Raw genomic sequence first — 19387 nt, 5'->3', positions numbered from 1 at the left:
TCGCGGCAGTCAAATGATTGACCGGAGCGCCGCGATTTCCAAGTGATGTCGCGGCGCTCGCCGTTTGAAGCGGGATTTGAAAAGGTGTGTGCGGTTCTCCGCCCCATCCCGCTTTTCCCTCACGAGAGCACTCGCCAACCCGGTTGTCGAAAGTCGAAACCGGTTGAGACAGACAGGGGTCCGGGACTATGGTCGCGCGTATGAAGATTCTCATCATTGAAGACGATCTCGAGGCGGCAGCCTATCTGGCGAAAGCCTTCCGCGAGGCGGGCATCGTGTCCGATCACGCCAGCGATGGCGAGAGCGGCCTGTTCATGGCCAGCGAGAACAATTACGACGTTCTCGTGGTGGATCGCATGCTGCCACGTCGAGACGGTCTCTCTGTCATCACCGAGCTTCGGCGCAAGGACATCCACACGCCGGTGCTGATCCTGTCGGCGCTCGGCCAGGTGGATGACCGGGTCACGGGTTTACGCGCCGGCGGCGACGATTATCTGCCGAAACCCTACGCCTTCAATGAATTGCTCGCCCGTGTCGAGGTGCTTGGGCGCCGCAAGGGCACGCCCGATCAGGACATGGTTTACCGCGTTGGCGATCTGGAACTCGACCGCCTTTCGCATTCCGTGCGCCGGCAGGGAAAGGAAATTCCCCTGCAGCCGCGCGAATTCCGCCTGCTCGAATATCTCATGAAGAACGCCGGCCAGGTCGTCACCCGCACCATGCTGCTGGAAAACGTCTGGGACTACCACTTCGACCCGCAGACCAACGTCATCGACGTGCATGTCTCGCGGTTGCGCTCGAAGATCGAGAAGGATTTCGATGTGCCGCTGCTGCGCACGGTGCGCGGTGCCGGCTACATGATCAAGGATGACCGGGCGTCCGCATGAGCAAGCTTCGCGTTCTCTTCAGAACGACCGCAGTCCGGCTTTCCGCCCTCTACCTCATTCTTTTTTCTCTCTGTGCTGCCTTTCTCGTCTTCTACGTCACCGGCATGTCGGAGCGGCTGCTGCAGCAGCAGACCCGTGACGCGGTCACCGCCGAGGTGGCGCAGATCGAGCAGGTCTATAGCCGCGCCGGCATGAACGGCCTGTTGCGCTCGCTCGAGCGGCGGGCACGCCAGCCGGGAGCCAATCTCTACGTGATTGCGGGACCGAGCGGCGAAATCCTCGCCGGCAACGTTGCGAGCCTGGAGCCGGGCCTGCTCGACAGCGAAGGCTGGACCGAACGTCCCTTCGCCTATCAGCGCTATACGGACGAGAGCAAGAAGGACACCCACGTAGCGCTTGCCCATGTGCTGGTGCTCGACAATGGTCTGCGCATTCTCGTTGGCCGCGACCTGCAGGAGCCGCAGAAGTTCCGCGCCCTTGTGCGCCAGGCGCTGATGGTGGCGCTCGGCGTCATGGGGCTTGGCGCGCTCGTCATCTGGTTCGGCATCGGCCGCAACGCCTTGAAGCGCATCGACCGCATGTCGGAGGCCAGCACCAAGATCATGGCAGGCGATCTGTCGCAGCGTCTGCCGATGAGCGGCTCCGGCGACGAGTTCGACCGGCTGTCGGAATCGCTAAACGCCATGCTCAGCCGCATCGAGAAGCTGAACGAAGGGCTGCGGCAGGTCTCCGACAACATCGCTCACGATCTGAAGACGCCGCTGACGCGGCTGCGCAACAAGGCGGAAGCCGCACTTTCCCGCAAGGGCACGAGCCAGCGCGGTGCGCTCGAGGAGATCATCGGCGAATCCGATCAGTTGATCCGCACCTTCAACGCGCTTCTGATGATTTCGCGCGTCGAGGCCGGCTCGTCCGTCGCCGAGATGAGCGACATCGACCTTTCGCAGATCGTCGCCGATTGCGTCGAGCTCTACGAACCGGTGGCCGAAGATGGCGGTCTGAAACTTGAAGCCGAAATCGCCCAGGATCTCGTGATTTCAGGCAACCGCGAACTGGTCGGCCAGGCCCTCGGCAACCTCATCGACAACGCGGTCAAGTATGCCGATGGCGCCGGGAACCCTCTGATCAAAGTCTCGCTCGAAAAGCGCGAGGGGAATGTGTTGCTGTCGGTTGCCGATCATGGAGCGGGCATCCCCGCAGCGATGCGCGACGAGGTGATCAAGCGTTTCGTTCGCCTGGATGAGAGCCGGTCCAAGCCTGGCACCGGCCTTGGCCTGTCGCTGGTCGAGGCCGTCATGGAGATGCATCACGGCGCGCTGCATCTCGCCGACACGGTTCCTTCCGCCGAAGATGGCGCCAAGGGGCTGACGGTTCAGATGGTTTTCCCGATGACTGCAACCTGATAGACCGGTTTTGGGAGAACGAGGTGGAGTGAGGCAGCGCGCAGTTGTTCCGCGCCGTCCGCTCCGGCCAGAGGGAGACGGCATGCAGGAACAGGTGCAGCAGTGCTGGGCGATCGAGACGACGCCGATCCGTCCGGCGACACAAGCCGATGCCAAGACAGCGCTTTCGGTCTTGAAGGATATGGCCAAGGGTCATGAAAAGGTCGCAAGCCTGCTTGCGTCCGAAACGCAGTTCAAGACCTTCATCGTCTCGGCCTTTGCCCTTTCGCCTTTTCTTCGCGACACCGGCGACAGTCGCCCCGCCATTCTCGAAGAGCTTCTTTCGACCGATCTCACGACTTTCCTGAGCGAGCGCGTGCGCGGAGCCCGCGATGCCTGGAAGCCGAATGAAGGCGGCGCGGCATTGCCGGATACCGAGATCATGGCGCGGCTCAGAAGGGCCAAGCGCGAACTTGCCTTCGCCGTGGCTCTGGCCGATCTCTCCCGCCATTTCGACGGGCGCGAGACCACCCGTTGGCTCAGCGAATTCGCCGGTGCGGCCGTGTCGGCGACGATCGACCACCTGCTCCTGAGCGCGCATGGGAGCGGCAAGCTTAAGGTCAAGGATGTCGCAAACCCGAGCGCCGGTTCTGGCGTCGTCGTGCTCGGCATGGGCAAGCTCGGCGCCTTCGAGCTCAACTATTCCTCCGATATCGACCTCGTTGTCTTCTACGATCCGCAATCCGGCATCATCGTCGATCGCGACGATGCCTCGGAAACTTTCGGCCGGCTGTTGCGCCGCCTGATCCGCATCCTGCAGGAGCGCAGCGGCGACGGATACGTCTTCCGAACCGACCTGCGCCTGCGCCCGGATCCGGGCTCGACGCCGCTGGCGATCCCGGTCGAAGCGGCGATGCTCTATTACGAGGGCAGGGGGCAGAACTGGGAGCGCGCCGCCTTCATCAAGGCGCGGCCGGTCGCCGGCGACATCGAGGCTGGCGAGCACTTCCTCAAGGATCTGGTCCCCTTCGTCTTCCGCAAGTATCTCGACTATGCGGCGATCGCCGACATTCATTCGATCAAGCGCCAGATCCATGCCCACAAGGGGCACGGCGAGATCGCGGTCAAGGGCCACAACATCAAGCTCGGCCGCGGCGGAATCCGCGAGATCGAGTTCTTCGTTCAGACCCAGCAGCTGATTGCCGGTGGCCGCATGCCGGACCTGCGCCAGCGAGCGACGGAGCCGATGCTGCGGGCGCTCGTCAAGGCCGGCTGGATCGACGAGGAGACGGCTGACGAACTCGTCGAAGCCTATTGGTTCCTGCGCGATGTCGAGCACCGGATCCAGATGGTGCGCGACGAGCAGACGCACGTCCTGCCCGAGACCGAAGCGGAACTGAAGCGCATCGCCTATATGCTCGGCTTCGAGGATACAGCCGCCTTTTCCAAGGCCCTCTCGCGCGTGCTGAAGACCGTCGAGCGTCGCTACGCTCAGCTTTTCGAACAGGAAGCCAAGCTCTCGACCGAGACCGGCAACCTCGTCTTCACTGGCCAGCGCGACGACCCGGACACGCTGGAGACGCTGAAGAAACTCGGCTTCCAGCGGCCGTCGGACATCTCCCACACGATCCGCACCTGGCACTATGGCCGCTACCGCGCGACACAGTCGGTGGAGGCGCGCGAGCGGCTGACAGAGCTGACGCCGGAGCTGCTGCGGGTTTTCGGCGAAAGCCGTCGCGCCGACGAAGCGCTGCTGCGTTTCGACAATTTCATCTCCGGCCTGCCTGCCGGCATTCAGCTGTTTTCTCTGCTCGGCAACAATCCGGGCCTCCTGTCGCTGATCGTCAATGTCATGTCGTCGGCCCCAAGGCTTGCCGAAATCATTGCCGCGCGCCCGCATGTCTTCGACGGCATGCTCGATCCCGGCCTGCTCGCCGAACTGCCGACGCGGGAGTATCTGGCGCCACGCATCGCCAACTTCGTCGGCGGTGCTCGCCATTATGAGGAGGTGCTCGATCGCCTGAGGATCATAGCCGCCGAGCAGCGTTTCCTGATCGGCATTCGGCTCCTGACCGGCGCGATCTCGGGCGCGCAAGCCGGCCGCGCCTTTACCGATCTTGCCGACCTCATCATCGCCGCGGCGGTAAAGGCGGTTGAGGATGAAGTTCGCTCCGTTCACGGCGATTTCCCTGGAGGCCGTATCGCCGTTGTCGGCATGGGCAAGCTCGGCAGCCACGAGCTGACGGCGGGATCCGACGTCGATCTGATACTGCTCTACGATTACGACGAGACGGCAACCGAGTCCGACGGCGCCAAGCCGCTTGATCCGACGCGATACTTTACGCGGGTGACGCAGCGCCTGATCGCCGCACTTTCCGCGCCGACGGCGGAAGGCATTCTCTACGAGGTCGATATGCGGCTTCGTCCCTCCGGCAACAAGGGGCCGGTCGCGACCAGGATCAACGCCTTTGCTAAGTATCAGCGCGAAGAGGCCTGGACGTGGGAGCATCTGGCTCTGACCCGGGCGCGCTGCATCTGCGGCGATGACCGGCTGATGGCCGGGGCCAACGGGATCTTCGCCGAGATCCTCGAGCGCAAGCGCGATGTTTCCAAAGTCAGCGCCGACGTGATCTCCATGCGCGAGATGATCGATAGCGAGAAACCGCCGAGCGACATCTGGGACTTCAAGCTGATCCCGGGCGGTCTCGTCGATATCGAGTTCATCACCCAGTATCTGGCGCTCGTAGCACCGGCCAAGGGTGTTCAGCCGCTGACATCAGGCACCAACACGGCCGACGCGTTGAAGCTGCTTGGTGATGCGCTGATGAACCCCAACGATCTCGATGTCGCGCTGGAGGCGCTGCATCTTTTCACCGAATTGTCCCAGATCGTGCGGCTCTGCATCGAGGGAGAGTTCGAGCCGAAGGAAGCACCCGCGGGTCTGATCGATCTCGTCTGCCGGGCAGGGGACTATCCGGACCTGAAAACCTTGGAGGGCGACGTTCGCAGGCTCTCCAAAGCCGTGCGCCGTGTCTTCCAATCGGTCGTTTCAGGGTGAGTGAGGGCAGCAGTGAAACGAAAGGCACGCGGACGTCCGCGCGCTGATTGAGACCCTGCTTTAGGTGCGGTCCGGAATCCTGACCGAGATGATGGTCCCGACATTCTCGGTCGAGTGTATTCTCATGCTGCCGCCGTGCAGGCGGGTGAGTGAGCGCGAGATCGCGAGCCCGAGACCGGATCCGCCCTTGCTCTTGGCGTACTGGCTCTGCACCTGTTCGAAGGGCTGACCGATCTTCTGCAATGCGTCGCGCGGAATGCCGATGCCGGAATCGGCAATAGTGAGCGTCACCGCGCCCGTCACCTTACGCGCCCGAAGCGAAATGCGTCCGCCCTCATTGGTGAACTTGACTGCGTTCGAAAGCAGGTTGAGCAGCACCTGCTTCATGGCGCGGCGATCGGCGACCATGGTGAGGCCGGACGAGATCTGCTGCACGACGTGAATGTTCTTCTGCTCGGCCGGTATGGTGGTGAAGCGCAGCGTCTCTTCGATCAATGGCGCGAGGTCGATCGTCTCGCGGCTGATGCGCATGTGCCCGGCCTCGATCTTCGACATATCGAGGATGTCGTTGATGACGTTCAAGAGATGCTTGCCGCTCTCATGGATGTCGCGTGAGTACTCGTCGTACTTCTCCGAGCCGAGCGGCCCAAACATCTGGTTCTGCAGGATTTCCGAAAAGCCGAGGATGGCGTTGAGCGGCGTGCGCAGCTCATGCGACATGTTCGCGAGGAACTCGGACTTGGCGCGGTTGGCCGCTTCGGCGCGGTCCTTTTCGACCTGGTAGTTGGAATTGGCGACCGAAAGCTCGGTCTTCTGCCGCTCCAGCGTCATGCGCGAGGCCGAGAGGTCGCCGATGGTTGCCATCAGCCGCCGTTCGGATTCGCGCAGGCGCACCTGGTGTCGCTTCAGAAGCGTAATGTCGGTGCCAACGGACACAAGGCCGCCGTCGCGCGTGCGCCGCTCGTTGATCTGCAGCCAGCGCTCGTCCGCAAGCTGGACTTCGCTCGTCTGCGACTGGTTGCTGTGATCCGGGTCGGCGATGCGCCGCTCGACCACCGGCCGCGCTGCCGCCATATGCACGGCTATGCGTTCGGTGCCGGGCACCAGGACGTGATCCGGCAGCTTGTAGGCCTCCTGGAAGTGGGTGTTGCACATGACGAGGCGGTCGTGCTTGTCCCAGAGCACGAAAGCCTCGGAGGTGCATTCGATGGCGTCGGCGAGCCGCTGGTCGGCCTCTGCATAGCGCTGCGCAAGACGATGCTGTTCGGTCACGTCCATGGCGATGCCGATCAGATGCGCGCGGCCCGAGGCCGTGCGGATGATCTCGGCGCGGGCCCGTAGCCAAACATAGTGACCGTCCGCATGCCGCATGCGGAACACCTGGTCGATCTGGCGCGCGTCGCCACGCGCGATCGTGCGCGCCACGCTGTAGATGCCGTGATCATCCGGATGCATCAGCCTTGCGGCGTCACCGAAGGAGAGCACGCTGCTTTCGCCCGGCATGCCGAGCATTTCGTACATCGAGCGCGACCAGAACAGCCGACGGTTGGCAAGATCGAAATCCCAGAGGCCGCAACGGCCGCGCGAGAGCGCCGTCTCGACCCGCAGGTTCGATTCCGCAAAGACCGAATCGGCGTCGCGGGCACGCTTGGCCTGGATGTAATAGGCGTAGAGCACCATCAACAGGATCGCCGAGATACCTGCAAACAGGGTGACGTTCAGCGAAACCTCGTCTCGCCAGGTCGTTTCGAGCTGGGTGACCGGCGTTGCGGCCAGCACGACGCCAGCCGCATCGGGCAGCTGCGCCAGCGCCACGATGTGGTCGGCGCCCGCGATCGCGGTCTTCATGACGCTCGAATGTTCGCCGAAATATTGCAGTGTCGCGATGTCGGGCGCGGCCGCAGCGAGCGTGCGGCCGATGAGCGGGCCTCCGCCTTCCGTGCTTGCAAAGATCCGCCCGTCCTTGCGCACTGCGAGGATGAACGTTCCGGGATCGAGCATACCGGTCGGCAGAAACTGGCTGAAGCGTTGCTCCGCCTCGGCACGACGGCCCTCATCGAACAGCGCGACTCCGTCCGTCTGGAAGGCGGCGACGGCGATCGCCGCCGCAAGACCGACGGTCTGGCGCGAACTTTCCTCCATGCGGGCGTGCTCGTCCATGATGCTGGACATGCGCGAAACCGCAACGATGATCAAGAATGCAATGATCAGGATCGGGATGGAGCGCTTGAGAACAGGCTCCGCGTTTGCCAGGCGGCGTGAAGCCGGCCCGGCAAAGATCTTCGCCTGCGAGATAAACTCCTGCTCCAGGCCGGTAACGCCTGGAAGCTTGAGTCGCAACCGCCCGTCGGCTGCGCTCGCTGGTCGCGCGTCCGCCATCTTTCCCAATTGTCTAAACCCTCTGATGATTCGGCGCGCCGCTCGCCCGAATCTGACTCAATGAATCACAGGGCGATTCGCCTTGTCCAGAGGCACTGGTAAAGATTTGTTAACCATTTCTTATCGTTGGAAAATAATAGGCCGGGTCGCGTTAGCGACCCGGCCCCAGGAAAATCAGGCTTTGGCGATGCTCAGGCCTTGAGCATGCGCTCGACGATGTCACCGACATCGGCCGAAAGTTTCGACGCGCCGGCGATCTCTTTCAGCGCCTTGCGGGCATGCCCGGCACGTTTGTCCTCCAGCGAACGCCAGGAGCGCATGGAGGTCAGGATGCGAGCCGCAAGCTGCGGATTACGCGGGTCGATATCGAGGATCTGGCGCGCGAGGAAGCGGTAGCCTTCGCCGTCAGCGCGGTTGAACGCGGTCGGGTTGGCGAAGGCATAGGTGCCCACCAGCGAGCGCACGCGGTTCGGATTGTTGCCGTTGAACAGCGGCTCGTTCATCAGCGCCTTGATACGATCGAGCGTTCCAGCGCCCGGGATCGTCGCCTGCACGGCGAACCATTTGTCGATGACGAGCGCGTTGTCGGCGAAACGCTTGCGGAATGTTGCAAGCGCGTCTGTCGCCTCGGCCGAATCCGGGAAGCGGTGCGCCAGCAGCGCCAGCGCATGGCTGAGATCGGTCATGTTGTTGGCGGCCGCAAAGGCCTTCGCGGCACGTTCAGGGCCTTCATCGGCCTGAACGAGGTAGGTGAGCGCGCTGTTGCGCAGTGCCCGCCTGCCGGCGCTTGCCGCGTCCGGGCTGAATTCTCCGCTGGAGACGAGTTCGTCGGCGAGCTTGAGGAAGGTGTCGCGTCCGGCGGCCGCAACCGCTGTCAGGATCTGCTGACGGGCCGCGTGGATCGCGTCCGGATCGTTGTTGGTGCCGATCTCGCGGGCGATATCGGATTCGCTCGGCAAGGCCAGCGCCTGCGAACGGAAGGCCGGCTCCAGGCTGTTGTCGGCGGCGGCCCGGATCAGGCCGTCGATCAGCGCCTTGTCCGAGGTGACCGGCTTGCCGGCGCGGACATTCGCCGTCGCCTCGACGAGATTGCCAAGCGCGATGGCGTTGAGCGCCTGCCAGCGGGCGAAGAGGTCGCTTTCGTGATGCGCGATCAGCGCCAGATCGTCGGCATTCTGCTCGATATGCAGGTTGATCGGCGCGGAGAAGCTGCGGTTGAACGACGGAACCGGGCGCGACGGGATGCCCGAGAAGACCACCGTCTGATTGCGCTCTGTCAGATGCAGGACATCGTCGGTCATGTCGGCGCCGGAAACCGCGGCAAGGGCGGCTTCGCTGCCGTCTTCGAGCAGCAGACCCATCTTCAGCGGAATGTGCATCGCTTCCTTGGCGCTCTGTCCGGGCGTCGGCGGCACGGTCTGTTCGAGCGACAGGGTGAAGGTCTGCTTGGCGGCGTCATAGGCGCCCGAAGCGGTGACCAGCGGCGTTCCGGCCTGGTGATACCAGAGCGCGAACTGGCGCAGATCCCGACCGCTTGCCGCCTCGAAGCAGGCGACGAAATCCTCGATCGTCACCGCCTGGCCGTCGTGCCGGTCGAAATAGAGATCCATACCCTTCTTGAACAGATCGCGGCCGAGGATGGTCGCAATCATGCGGGTGACTTCCGATCCCTTTTCGTAGACGGTCGTCGTGTAGAAGTTGTTGATTTCGCGGTATTTCGTCGGGCGCACCGGATGGGCGAGGGGACCTGCATCCTCCGGGAACTGTTCCGACTTCAGATGCCGCACTTCGGCGATGCGCTTGACCGCGCGCGAGCGCATGTCGGCGGAGAATTCGTGGTCGCGGTAGACCGTCAGGCCTTCCTTCAGGCAGAGCTGGAACCAGTCGCGGCAGGTGATGCGGTTGCCGGTCCAGTTGTGGAAGTATTCGTGTGCGATGATCGCCTCGATGTTGGCGTAGTCCGCATCGGTCGCCGTTTCCGGGTCCGCAAGCACGTATTTGTCGTTGAAGATGTTGAGGCCCTTGTTCTCCATGGCGCCCATGTTGAAGTCGGAGACGGCGACGATCATGAAGATGTCGAGGTCGTATTCGCGACCAAAGGCCTCTTCGTCCCACTTCATCGAGCGCTTGAGCGCATCCATGGCATAGGAGGCGCGAGGCTCCTTGCCGTGTTCGACATAGATCTTCAAGGCAACGTCGCGGCCGGACATCGTTGTGAACGTATCCTCGACCACGCCGAGGTCGCCGGCGACCAGCGCAAAGAGATAGCTCGGCTTCGGATGCGGATCGAACCAGGCGGCGAAGTGACGGCCGTCGCCCATGTCGGCGCCGCCGAGATAGTTGCCGTTCGAAAGCAGGAGGGGAGAGGACGCCTTGTCGGCGATGATGTTGACCGTGTAGACGGCGAGCACATCGGGACGATCGGGGAAATAGGTGATGCGGCGGAAGCCTTCGGCCTCGCACTGGGTGCTGTAGACGCCGTTGGTGCGGTAGAGCCCCATCAGCTGCGTATTGGTCTCGGGCGAAAGCAGGGTGGTGATGGTGATTTCGAACGGGGCGGTTTCGGGCAGGCCGCGGATCGTCAGCGTATCCTCGGCGACATCGTAGAGCGTCGTCGCAAGCTCTTCCTGGTCGAGCAGCAGGCCGGTCATGGTCAACTCGTCGCCATCAAGCACGAGCGGCGCGGCACTGTCGACACCTTCGCGGCGATGGAAGATCAGCCGGGCCTCGACCTTGGTCTCCTTCGGATCGAGCTCGAAGGTCAGATCCACTCTCTCCAGAACGAAGTCGGTCGGCCGGTAGTCTTCCAGATGAATGATCTGGCCAGTATTTGTCCGCATGGTCAGTCCCGCTTGCACCGTTCTACTGGAGAATTTGTAGAGGGTGCCTGTGATGGTGAAAAGGCCAAGGGGCGAAAAGCTGGGCTGTGCCACACGATTGTGATGCCGGCGACCGCACTTCCGACAGAAAAGACATGGCGCCCGTTATTCTTCCCGCTCCCTTATCGGACCGATGTGTATCGAAGTGGGACTAACAAGACATGAATTGGAAAGGTTTTTTTCGGGGCAGCTAAAGAAAAGCCGGCCGCCCTACTGTCGAAGGTTAATCGATCAAGAAAAAACGTCATTCATCACGAAGTTTGATCCGACTTTCGAGAAAAGCGTCGCTAAGGTGGCCCGGTCCTGCAGCGGTGCTCTCCGCTGAAAAATCTCCAAACCAGCCCGCGTGCCAGCTGATCGCCGGTCAAGGCTGTTCGAAAAGTGCCCTCAATGGATGCGGAAGTCGAAAGCCCGATGAAGGGGATCCTGCTCAAGGTCCTTTCCGTCGTCATTTTCGTTTGCATGTCGACGCTGATCAAGGCGGCCGGAAACGAGATCGCCACCGGCCAGATCACCTTCTACCGCTCGGCCTTCGCCATGGTGCCGATCCTCGGCTATCTCGCCTTCCGCGGACAGCTGCGCGACGCCTTCAAGACCGAAGATTTCACCGGCCATATCGCTCGCGGCTTCGTCGGCATTCTCGCAATGAGCTTCGGTTTTTACGGCCTCGTGCACCTGCCGCTGCCTGAAGCCATCGCCATCGGCTATGCCATGCCGCTGATCGCCGTCGCCTTCGCCGCGATTTTTCTAGGCGAGTCGGTGCGGCTCTACCGTTGGTCGGCCGTTGTCGTCGGGCTGGTCGGCGTGATGATCATCACCTGGCCACGGCTGACCCTTTTTCGCGAAGGCGGCTTCGGTTCGCTGGAGGCGCTTGGCGCTGCTGCCGTACTGGTTTCAGCGGCCCTGGGGGCAGTTGCCATGGTGCTGGTGCGAAAACTCGTCAAGAATGAACGCACCCACACGATCGTGCTCTATTTCTCGCTGTCGGCCTCGGTCTTCTCGCTGGCGACCTTGCCCTTCGGCTGGCCGTCGATCTCGCGCGAGGCGTTCCTGTTGCTGATGGTCGCCGGTTTCTGTGGCGGTGTCGCCCAGATCCTTTTGACCGAGAGCTATCGCCATGCCGACATGTCGACCATCGCACCGTTCGAATACACTTCGATCGTGCTCGGCCTGATCATCGGCTACTTCCTGTTCGACGATATCCCGACGGCCGCCATGCTCGTCGGCACGGCCATCGTCGTCGGTGCAGGCATCTTCATCATTTTCCGTGAGCATCGGCTTGGCCTCGAGCGCCGGGGCGCTCGCAAGCATGTGACGCCGCAGGGCTGAGCCACGGCCTACGGCCGCGGGTTTTCCCAGGCCGGAACCGTATCGTCGTCGATCAGCGGTTCCTGCGCCGCCTGCTGGGCAGCCGGGCTCGTCACATCAGGGCCGGGTGTCGGCATGACGCTCGTTGCCTGGAAGTCGGTCTTGACGACGAGCCCCTTGTGCTGCTCGCGCCGCAGAATGCGCCAGGCTGCATAGCCGCCATAGAGCGCGAAGTAGACGGCAAGGACGAGAAACAGCGCCGCCGGGCCGAAGCGATCCATGACCGGACCGACCATCAGCGGGCCGGAAATCGTGCCGAGCCCGTAGGTGATCATCAGGCCCGAGGATGTCTCGACATACTCGTTGGGTTTGGCGAGATCATTGGCATGGGCGACGTTCAGTGCGTAGATCGGGAAGAGCACCGATCCGACGAAAGCGGCGATGATGTAGAGAACGGCGGGCTGGCTGCCGATCGATGCCGACATCACCAGGCACGAGATGACGCCGACGATGCCGCAGCCAACCATGACGATGCGCCGGTCGATCTTGTCGGAGAGACGCCCGATCGGGATCTGCGAGAGGGCACTGCCCGTCAGAAGCGAGGCGAGCAGTGTCGCTCCTTCCGCCGTCGAAAGTCCGATCTTCTGGGTGAAGACACCGCCGAGGTTCAGCCAGGCGCCGGAGAGCGCGCCGGCGAGAAAACCGCCGACGACGGCGACCGGCGAGCGGCGGAAGAGGGCGGGGATATCGAACTTCGCCTGTGCCGGTGGCGCCGGCATGGGAGAGGAGGAGAGCGCCGTCGGCAATAGCGCCAGCGAGAACAGCACGCTGCAGAGCATGAACAGCGACGTGTTTGTCGGGTCGCCGAGCGGCACCATGTACTGCCCGCCGATCGTGCCGACCATCGTCGTGATCAGGTAGAGCGAAAAGAGCAGGCCGCGGTTCTCGTTGGTAACGCGCTCGTTGAGCCAGCTCTCGATGACGAGATAGCTGCCGGAGATGGCAAAGCCGGCTATGGCACGGAACACAATCCAGAGGCGCCAGTCGACGATGAGGCCGCAGAGCAGGATAGCGATGGAGAGCAGCGTGATCAGCGCGGTGAAGACGCGCACATGGCCGACACGCAGCACGAATTTCGGCGTGACTACGCAGGAAAGGGTGAAGCCGACCGTATAGCCGGTGGCGATCACCGAGACCGTCAGCGTCGACCAGTTCTCGGCGACGGAACGCACGGGGATCACATAGCTCTGCAGGCCGAAGCCGACCATCATGAGCAGGGTCGACACCATCAGGCTGAAGACGGAAGCGAGGCTGGCCAGCATCGGCGCTCCTGGAAACGTGGCGCTTCGTCATTTGTCCGATGACAAGCAAACGCAGATGGAGCGAGGAACGGTCTGGCAGGGCCGGATGAGCCTGACACTCCTTAGTCGGGACGAGTGTGGCTCTATCCAGTTTTTTACGCCCTGTCGATTGCGACAGGCGATGGCAAAAAGGCGGTGCTTATACCTGCGGGCCGCAGTCAGTTCGGCAGCAACGGGCTCACGGCCGTGCGATGGGCGCGGCGTGCATCCTTCTTGGTGCTGAGAACGGTATATTCGCGCGAGGCGCGCACGGCCGTACCGATGTCGGAGATCGAATCGAGCAGGACCTTGAGGCTGGCAATCGGCTTGGTCATGGGTTCGTTCCTTTCTTCGTGTCGGGTCAAACGATGCGTCACGCGATACGCAAAAGCCGCGTATCGCGTGGGGATCAGCGCTGGATGAAGTCGGCGAAAATCTGCGCCGGACGGGTGGTCCGGGCGAGGCCGATCGCGGTCATCTGCTCGTTGGCTGCCGTGCCAAAGCGGTTGAACGGCGTCCGGTAAGCAGCGCCGGTGTGGCGGAGCGTCTCAAAGCTGCTGTGGATCGGACGAAAGCGGGCAGTCATGGTTCAATTCCTTAAATTCCATTCCTCCCGTACCAGTATATTGCGCTGCAACATGACGTTTTGCAATGCGTCAAAATGCGCCGCTGATATGCGCAAACCGCATGGCTTTCTTCATTCTTTGTTCATGAAACGGGCAAGCGGCCGGGAGCACGATCCGGGCAGGGCGCTTTCCTTAGGATCAGCCGTGAATGCGGGCCTTGAAGGCAAGCAGGTCCTGCCAGGCGAAGCGCTTGTTGATCGGCGCCGTCACCAGGTCCTGCGGATGCAGGGTGGCAAGGGTCGGCACGTTAATGCCGCCGATCGCAAGCTCGCGCCATTCGCCGCGAAGCTGGTGGATCGTGTCGTTGCCGCCGAAGAAGAAACGGGCGGTGAAATTGCCGAGCAGCAGCAGATGCTTAGGCTCTGCCAGCGCGATCTGGCGTTCGATGAAGGGTCGGCAGATATCGGCCTCGCGCGCCGTCGGGACGCGGTTGCCCGGCGGGCGCCAGGGCACGACATTGCTCAAGAGCACGCTTTCGCGCGTAAGGCCGATGCCCGCCATCATCCGGGTCAGCATCTCGCCGAGGCGGCCCGCAAAAGGCTGGCCGTCGCGATCGTCATCGGCATAGGGCATCGGGCCGACGATCATGATCCCGCTTGCCGGATCACCCTCGGCAAAGACCAGATTGCGGGCGCTGTTCCTGAGATTGCAGCCGGCAAAACCTTCCATCGCAACGCGGAGCTCGGCGAGCGACCGGGCCGATTCGGCGGCAAAGCGCGCCTCTTCGATCGCCTGCGCATCGGGGATGGCGACCGCAGGGGCGTTCGCGACTGGGGCAGGTGCGCGGGAAGGGGTGGGAGCAGCGGCCGCCGCTGTCTGGCGCGCCGTCGGTTGCGAAGCGGGTGCCTCCGCCCGGTTGCTGGTTGCTGCCGCGCGGGCGGTGCCGCGTGCTGCCTTCATCGCCTCGAACTCGGCGAAACGGTCAACCGGTTCCTCTTCCAGCAGCCATTCGACGCCCGCATCGCCGTGGAAGGCGAGGAGGGCGGCAAGCTGCGCCGGAGAGAGGTCGTTGGCGGAAATCATGGCCGCCAACCTAGCCCATAAGCGGCCGGACCGGAACCGCTTTTCCGGCGCTCGGCCCTCCTATCCAAGGTCATGCACATCGGGTTCGCGCGTCGGCTCAGGCCGCGTTCGCGGTCCAGTGGGCGATGTCCTCGTGCTCGCCGATCAGCGCCAGGCCATGGGCGATCGACAGCAGTTCGCCGCCGCTCTCGATCCGGTCGGCATCGAAACGCCGCTCGAAGATGCCGCGTACGGCCGGAACGAAGGAGGTCCCGCCGGTCAAGAACACCTTGTCGATCGTCTCGGGTGCCGTTGCCGTCGACTGCAGCACATCATCCAGCGCGCCCTCGATGCGGGCGAGCTCCGGCGCGATCCAGCCTTCGAAATCGCTGCGGCGAACGGTGCGGCGCGACATTTCGCCGAGCGGCGCGAAATAGAACTCGGTCTCGTCTTCCTGCGACAGCCGCATCTTCGTCGCCGAGATCGCGTTGTAGAGCGGGTAGCCCTCGTCGTGTTCGATGAGGTCAACGAAGGCTTCGAGCTTTTCCGGCTCAAGGCTCTGGCGCACCAGCTGCTTCAGATCCGCGAAGTCTTTCAAGGTCTTGAAGATCGAAAGCTGATTCCAGCGGCCGAAATTCGCATAGTAGTTCGACGGCACTTCAAGCAGCTTGTCGAAGCTCTTGAACAGACTCCCCTTTCCGATCAGCGGCGAGACGACGTTGTCGATGATGCGGAAGTCGAAGTGATCGCCGGCGATGCCCACGCCCGAATGGCCGATCGGGGTTGCCGTCAGGCGCCCGGCCTTGGTCTCGAAGCGGATCAGCGAATAGTCGGTGGTGCCGCCGCCGAAGTCGGCGACGAGCACAGTTGCGTCCTGCTTCAGGTTCTGGGCGAAGTAGAAGGCCGCTGCCACAGGTTCGTAGACGTAATGCACCTCCGGAAAGCCGAATTCGGAGAGGGCTGCGCCATAGCGCTCGAGCGCCAGCGCGGGGTCGGGGCTGGAGCCGGCAAAGTGCACCGGACGGCCGACGACGATGCGGCTGTACTGGTCCGCCCAGCCGTCACCGGCATAGTCGCGCAGCTTGGTCAGGAACACGCGCATCAGGTCTTCGAAGCTGTGGCGCTTGGCAAAGACCTGCGTGCCCTGGAAGAGGGGGCTTGCGGCAAAGGTCTTGATCGACTGCAGGAAACGACAGTCACCGGGATTGTCGATGAAGGCGCGGATGGCGGCCTGGCCCGCCTCGACCTTCAGCGCCTGGGCGCCAAGCTTGGCATCCTTCATGAAGGAGAGGGCAGTGCGCATGGCATCGGTCGAGCCGGCGAGGCTGTCGAAGCGCATCGAATGGGTCGTGTCGCCCGCGGCAACCGCCAGAACGGAATTGGTGGTGCCGAAATCAAAGCCGAGTGCCTTGACCATGAGTGTCTCCTTGCATCTGGCGTCGCTTCGCCGCCCGGAGTGGGGCCGGTGGCGCGCGACGCAACATGAATTCCGTGGGCCGCTTTCGGGGATCGATGGGCGGCCGGCTTCAAAGCCGAAAGACACGCCGTCCGGACGCCGAGAGGCGCCTTGCCGCGTGCCGATTGCGAATGGGGTGTGCCAGCGCGTACCGCTGGAAGGGTGCGGCGGCCTCGTCGCACGGCTCTTCGGCAAAAGCAAGGCCGCATGGGTCATAGCTTCGCTGCGCGACAAATTGATATATTTACGTTTACGTACACGTCATATAGATATTTGCCTATACTCATGACCTCATGCGCAAAAGCGGGCATCGTCTGTCGCATCCCGGCTCGACAAGCCAAACTGCATTTGCCATGACGGAATGATATGCCCTGGGAACGGAGCCGGCAGAAGACCGGTGAGACTGGAGAGACGGTATGACCGAACAAGACCTGCCCGAACGCGAGAGCATGGAGTTCGACGTTGTGATCGTGGGTGCGGGACCGGCGGGTCTTGCCGCGGCGATCCGGCTGAAGCAGGTCAATCCGGAGCTTTCGGTCGTCGTGCTCGAAAAGGGCGCCGAAGTCGGTGCGCATATCCTGTCGGGCGCCGTCGTCGATCCCATCGGCATCGACCGGTTGCTACCGGACTGGCGCGCCGACGCCGACCATCCGTTCAAGACCGAGGTGACGGACGATCATTTCCTGTTCTTAGGGCCCGCCGGCTCGATCCGCCTGCCGAACTTCCTGATGCCGCCGCTGATGAACAATCACGGCAACTACATCGTATCGCTCGGCAACGTCTGTCGCTGGCTGGCGACAAAGGCGGAGGAACTCGGCGTCGAGATCTATCCGGGCTTTGCCGCCACCGAAGTGCTCTACAACGACGAGGGTGCGGTCATCGGGGTTGCCACCGGCGACATGGGCATCGAGCGGAACGGCGAACCGGGCCCGAACTTTGCCCGCGGCATGGCGCTGCTCGGCAAATACACGCTGATCGGCGAGGGCGTGCGCGGTTCGCTCGCCAAGCAGCTGATCGCCAAGTTCGATCTCTCCAGGGACAGCGACGTCCAGAAGTTCGGCATTGGTCTGAAGGAGCTCTGGCAGGTCAAGCCCGAGAACCATCGCCCGGGTCTGGTGCAGCACTCCTTCGGCTGGCCGCTCGGCATGAAGACCGGTGGCGGTTCCTTCCTCTATCACCTCGAAGACAACATGGTCGCCGTCGGCTTCGTCGTGCACCTGAATTACAAGAACCCCTATCTCTTCCCCTTCGAGGAGTTCCAGCGCTTCAAGACGCATCCGGCGATCCGCGGCACGTTCGAGGGCGGCAAGCGGCTTTCCTATGGCGCACGTGCGATCACCGAGGGCGGTTACCAGTCGGTACCGAAGTTGTCCTTCCCCGGTGGCGCGCTGATCGGCTGTTCGGCCGGTCTCGTCAACGTGCCGCGCATCAAGGGCAGCCACAATGCGGTGCTTTCAGGCATTCTCGCGGCCGAGAAGCTGGCAGCAGCGATCGCCTCCGGCCGCGCCAATGACGAGCCGATCGAGATCGAACGCGGCTGGCGCGACAGCGCCATCGGCCAGGACCTGAAGCGGGTGAGAAACGTCAAACCGCTGTGGTCGAAGTTCGGCACGGCGATCGGCGTTGGGCTCGGCGGTCTCGACATGTGGACCAACCAGCTGTTCGGCTTCTCCTTCTTCGGCACGCTGAAGCACGGAAAGACCGACGCGCAGAGCCTTGAGCCCGCAGCGCAGCACCAGAAGATCGACTATCCAAAGCCGGACGGGGTCCTGACCTTCGACCGGCTGTCGTCGGTGTTCCTGTCGAACACCAACCATGAGGAAGACCAGCCGGTTCATCTCCAGGTGAAGGACATGGAGCTGCAGAAGCGCTCCGAGCACGACGTCTATGCCGGTCCGTCGACGCGCTACTGTCCGGCCGGGGTCTACGAATGGGTGGAGAAGGACGGGAAGGACGTCTTCGTCATCAACGCCCAGAACTGCGTGCACTGCAAGACCTGCGACATCAAGGATCCGAACCAGAACATCAACTGGGTGCCGCCCCAAGGCGGCGAAGGCCCGGTCTATCCGAATATGTAATGTTCGAAGTCGGGTCTCAGAATCTCGACCCGTAAAGGATTACAAGGGCGCCGGCGGCCATTGGCCACGGCGCCTTTGTCGTTTCATGCCTTCGCCCAGATGCGATCAACGAAATCGGCAATCAGCGGTGCGATCTCCGGCAGGTTTTCTTCCAACGCGAAGTGGCCGGTATCGAACAGGTGGAACTCGGCCTCAGGAAGGTCGGTGAGGAAGGCGCGGGCGCCCTTCTCTGTGAAGAAGGGATCGTTACGGCCCCAGGTGATCAGGGTCGGCGGCCGTTCGCGGCGCAGCCACTCTTGCCATTCGCCATAGCGGGCAAGGTTGCTCTTGTAGTCGAAGGCAAGATCGATCTGCGGCTGGCGGCGGTCCGGGCGATCGAGGAAGTGCTGATCCATGGTCCAGCCGTCAGGTGCGACCAGGTCCGGATCCTTCGTCCCGCCAACATATTGCGCACGGGTCATCTCCAAGGTCAGTAGCTGCCGCACCTGCTCTTCAGCGCCTTCGTCCTCGGATTTGAGCGCAATGAAGTCGCGGGCAATGTCGGAAAGCCCCTCCAGATAGGCATTGCCGTTCTGGACGATCAGCCCGGGAATGCGCTCGGGCTTTCTGCTTGCAAGACGAAACCCGACGGGCGCGCCGAAATCGAAGGCGTAGAGGACGAAGCGTTTCAGCGCGAGCGCATCCACGAACGCTTCCATGACATCCGCCAGCTTGTCGAAACTGTAGACGAAACTGCCGCCTTCGTTCGTCGAGGTCGGCGCGTCGCTATGCCCGAAGCCCGGATAGTCAGGCGCGATCAGACGGTAGTCGCTGCCAAGCGCGTCCATTAGCCGCCGGTACTGGTGGGAAGACGAGGGGAAGCCGTGCAGAAGCAGGATTGTCGGGAAATCGGCCGGCGCTCCGGTCGGCACGCTCTCGCGGTAGAAGACCCGGACGCCTCCGGCCTCGATGAACCGGTGCCGGATCGATGGAATGCTATGCCTGCCCATTTA

At 62.8% G+C, this 19387-nt stretch carries 13 protein-coding genes; 5 read left to right on the top strand and 8 right to left on the bottom strand.

All coding sequences use genetic code 11. The features are described from left to right. The first annotated feature begins 188 nt into the window (after positions 1 to 188). From IB262_RS06470 to IB262_RS06460, 3 genes are all read left to right on the top strand, one after another. Complete coding sequence (locus tag IB262_RS06470) at positions 189 to 887, top strand: response regulator transcription factor (protein WP_034789385.1); 699 nt, start codon at positions 189 to 191, stop codon at positions 885 to 887. After that, complete coding sequence (locus tag IB262_RS06465; protein ID WP_090294664.1) at positions 884 to 2290, top strand: ATP-binding protein; 1407 nt, start codon at positions 884 to 886, stop codon at positions 2288 to 2290. The genes IB262_RS06470 and IB262_RS06465 overlap by 4 nt, the downstream gene beginning before the upstream one ends. A gap of 82 nt (positions 2291 to 2372) precedes the next feature. Continuing rightward, a complete protein-coding gene (locus IB262_RS06460; protein WP_112975630.1) occupies positions 2373 to 5327 on the top strand; it encodes a bifunctional [glutamine synthetase] adenylyltransferase/[glutamine synthetase]-adenylyl-L-tyrosine phosphorylase in 2955 nt (984 codons plus the stop codon). 60 nt (positions 5328 to 5387) lie between these two features. Here the strand turns inward: IB262_RS06460 and IB262_RS06455 are convergent, their stop codons facing one another. Both IB262_RS06455 and pepN read right to left on the bottom strand, forming a co-directional pair. Further along, positions 5388 to 7715: an ATP-binding protein gene (locus IB262_RS06455; protein ID WP_162728745.1), complete on the bottom strand. Its 2328-nt coding sequence runs from the start codon at positions 7713 to 7715 to the stop codon at positions 5388 to 5390. A 182-nt stretch (positions 7716 to 7897) separates the two neighbouring features. Further along, positions 7898 to 10546 (bottom strand): aminopeptidase N, encoded by a 2649-nt coding sequence (pepN, locus tag IB262_RS06450; protein WP_112975628.1) that lies wholly within the window; start codon positions 10544 to 10546, stop codon positions 7898 to 7900. A 429-nt stretch (positions 10547 to 10975) separates the two neighbouring features. Here pepN and IB262_RS06445 point away from each other — a divergent pair, with 429 nt between their 5' ends. Further along, positions 10976 to 11914 (top strand): DMT family transporter, encoded by a 939-nt coding sequence (locus IB262_RS06445; RefSeq protein ID WP_060516200.1) that lies wholly within the window; start codon positions 10976 to 10978, stop codon positions 11912 to 11914. Between the two features lie 8 nt (positions 11915 to 11922). Here IB262_RS06445 and IB262_RS06440 read toward each other — a convergent pair whose 3' ends face one another. The 5 genes from IB262_RS06440 to IB262_RS06420 form a co-directional block, all read right to left on the bottom strand. After that, the gene (locus IB262_RS06440; protein ID WP_060516199.1) at positions 11923 to 13215 is read right to left on the bottom strand and encodes an MFS transporter; all 1293 of its coding nucleotides are present in this window, start codon (positions 13213 to 13215) and stop codon (positions 11923 to 11925) included. A 197-nt stretch (positions 13216 to 13412) separates the two neighbouring features. Then, positions 13413 to 13568, bottom strand: a complete 156-nt coding sequence (locus IB262_RS06435; RefSeq protein WP_089043881.1) for a hypothetical protein — start codon at positions 13566 to 13568, stop codon at positions 13413 to 13415. A gap of 74 nt (positions 13569 to 13642) precedes the next feature. Then, complete coding sequence (locus IB262_RS06430) at positions 13643 to 13819, bottom strand: hypothetical protein (RefSeq protein ID WP_089043882.1); 177 nt, start codon at positions 13817 to 13819, stop codon at positions 13643 to 13645. 178 nt (positions 13820 to 13997) lie between these two features. Continuing rightward, on the bottom strand, positions 13998 to 14882 hold the full coding sequence (locus IB262_RS06425; protein ID WP_192356862.1) for a uracil-DNA glycosylase: 885 nt from the start codon (positions 14880 to 14882) through the stop codon (positions 13998 to 14000). A gap of 97 nt (positions 14883 to 14979) precedes the next feature. After that, complete coding sequence (locus IB262_RS06420) at positions 14980 to 16278, bottom strand: Hsp70 family protein (protein WP_112975626.1); 1299 nt, start codon at positions 16276 to 16278, stop codon at positions 14980 to 14982. A 455-nt stretch (positions 16279 to 16733) separates the two neighbouring features. Between IB262_RS06420 and IB262_RS06415 the strand changes: the two genes are divergently transcribed. Then, a complete protein-coding gene (locus IB262_RS06415; RefSeq protein ID WP_192356864.1) occupies positions 16734 to 18395 on the top strand; it encodes an electron transfer flavoprotein-ubiquinone oxidoreductase in 1662 nt (553 codons plus the stop codon). Positions 18396 to 18478: 83 nt separating this feature from the next. Here the strand turns inward: IB262_RS06415 and IB262_RS06410 are convergent, their stop codons facing one another. Continuing rightward, entirely contained in the window at positions 18479 to 19384 is a 906-nt protein-coding gene (locus IB262_RS06410; RefSeq protein WP_112975755.1) for an alpha/beta hydrolase, read from the bottom strand. Positions 19385 to 19387 lie beyond the last annotated feature (3 nt).

Source organism: Ensifer sp. ENS02 (assembly GCF_014851885.1).
GTDB classification, from domain to species: Bacteria; Pseudomonadota; Alphaproteobacteria; order Rhizobiales; family Rhizobiaceae; genus Ensifer; species Ensifer adhaerens.
This window is presented reverse-complemented; position numbering and strand designations above follow the sequence as displayed.

Bases quoted from the DNA above. Each gene is read 5' to 3' on its own strand.
- IB262_RS06470 (WP_034789385.1), top strand. From the start codon at position 189: ATGGTCGCGCGTATGAAGATTCTCATCATTGAAGACGATCTCGAGGCG.
- IB262_RS06410 (WP_112975755.1), bottom strand. From the start codon at position 19,384: ATGGGCAGGCATAGCATTCCATCGATCCGGCACCGGTTCATCGAGGCC.
- IB262_RS06420 (WP_112975626.1), bottom strand. From the start codon at position 16,278: ATGGTCAAGGCACTCGGCTTTGATTTCGGCACCACCAATTCCGTTCTG.
- IB262_RS06415 (WP_192356864.1), top strand. From the start codon at position 16,734: ATGACCGAACAAGACCTGCCCGAACGCGAGAGCATGGAGTTCGACGTT.
- IB262_RS06425 (WP_192356862.1), bottom strand. From the start codon at position 14,882: ATGATTTCCGCCAACGACCTCTCTCCGGCGCAGCTTGCCGCCCTCCTC.
- IB262_RS06430 (WP_089043882.1), bottom strand. From the start codon at position 13,819: ATGACTGCCCGCTTTCGTCCGATCCACAGCAGCTTTGAGACGCTCCGC.
- IB262_RS06440 (WP_060516199.1), bottom strand. From the start codon at position 13,215: ATGCTGGCCAGCCTCGCTTCCGTCTTCAGCCTGATGGTGTCGACCCTG.
- IB262_RS06465 (WP_090294664.1), top strand. From the start codon at position 884: ATGAGCAAGCTTCGCGTTCTCTTCAGAACGACCGCAGTCCGGCTTTCC.
- IB262_RS06460 (WP_112975630.1), top strand. From the start codon at position 2,373: ATGCAGGAACAGGTGCAGCAGTGCTGGGCGATCGAGACGACGCCGATC.
- pepN (WP_112975628.1), bottom strand. From the start codon at position 10,546: ATGCGGACAAATACTGGCCAGATCATTCATCTGGAAGACTACCGGCCG.
- IB262_RS06445 (WP_060516200.1), top strand. From the start codon at position 10,976: ATGGATGCGGAAGTCGAAAGCCCGATGAAGGGGATCCTGCTCAAGGTC.
- IB262_RS06435 (WP_089043881.1), bottom strand. From the start codon at position 13,568: ATGACCAAGCCGATTGCCAGCCTCAAGGTCCTGCTCGATTCGATCTCC.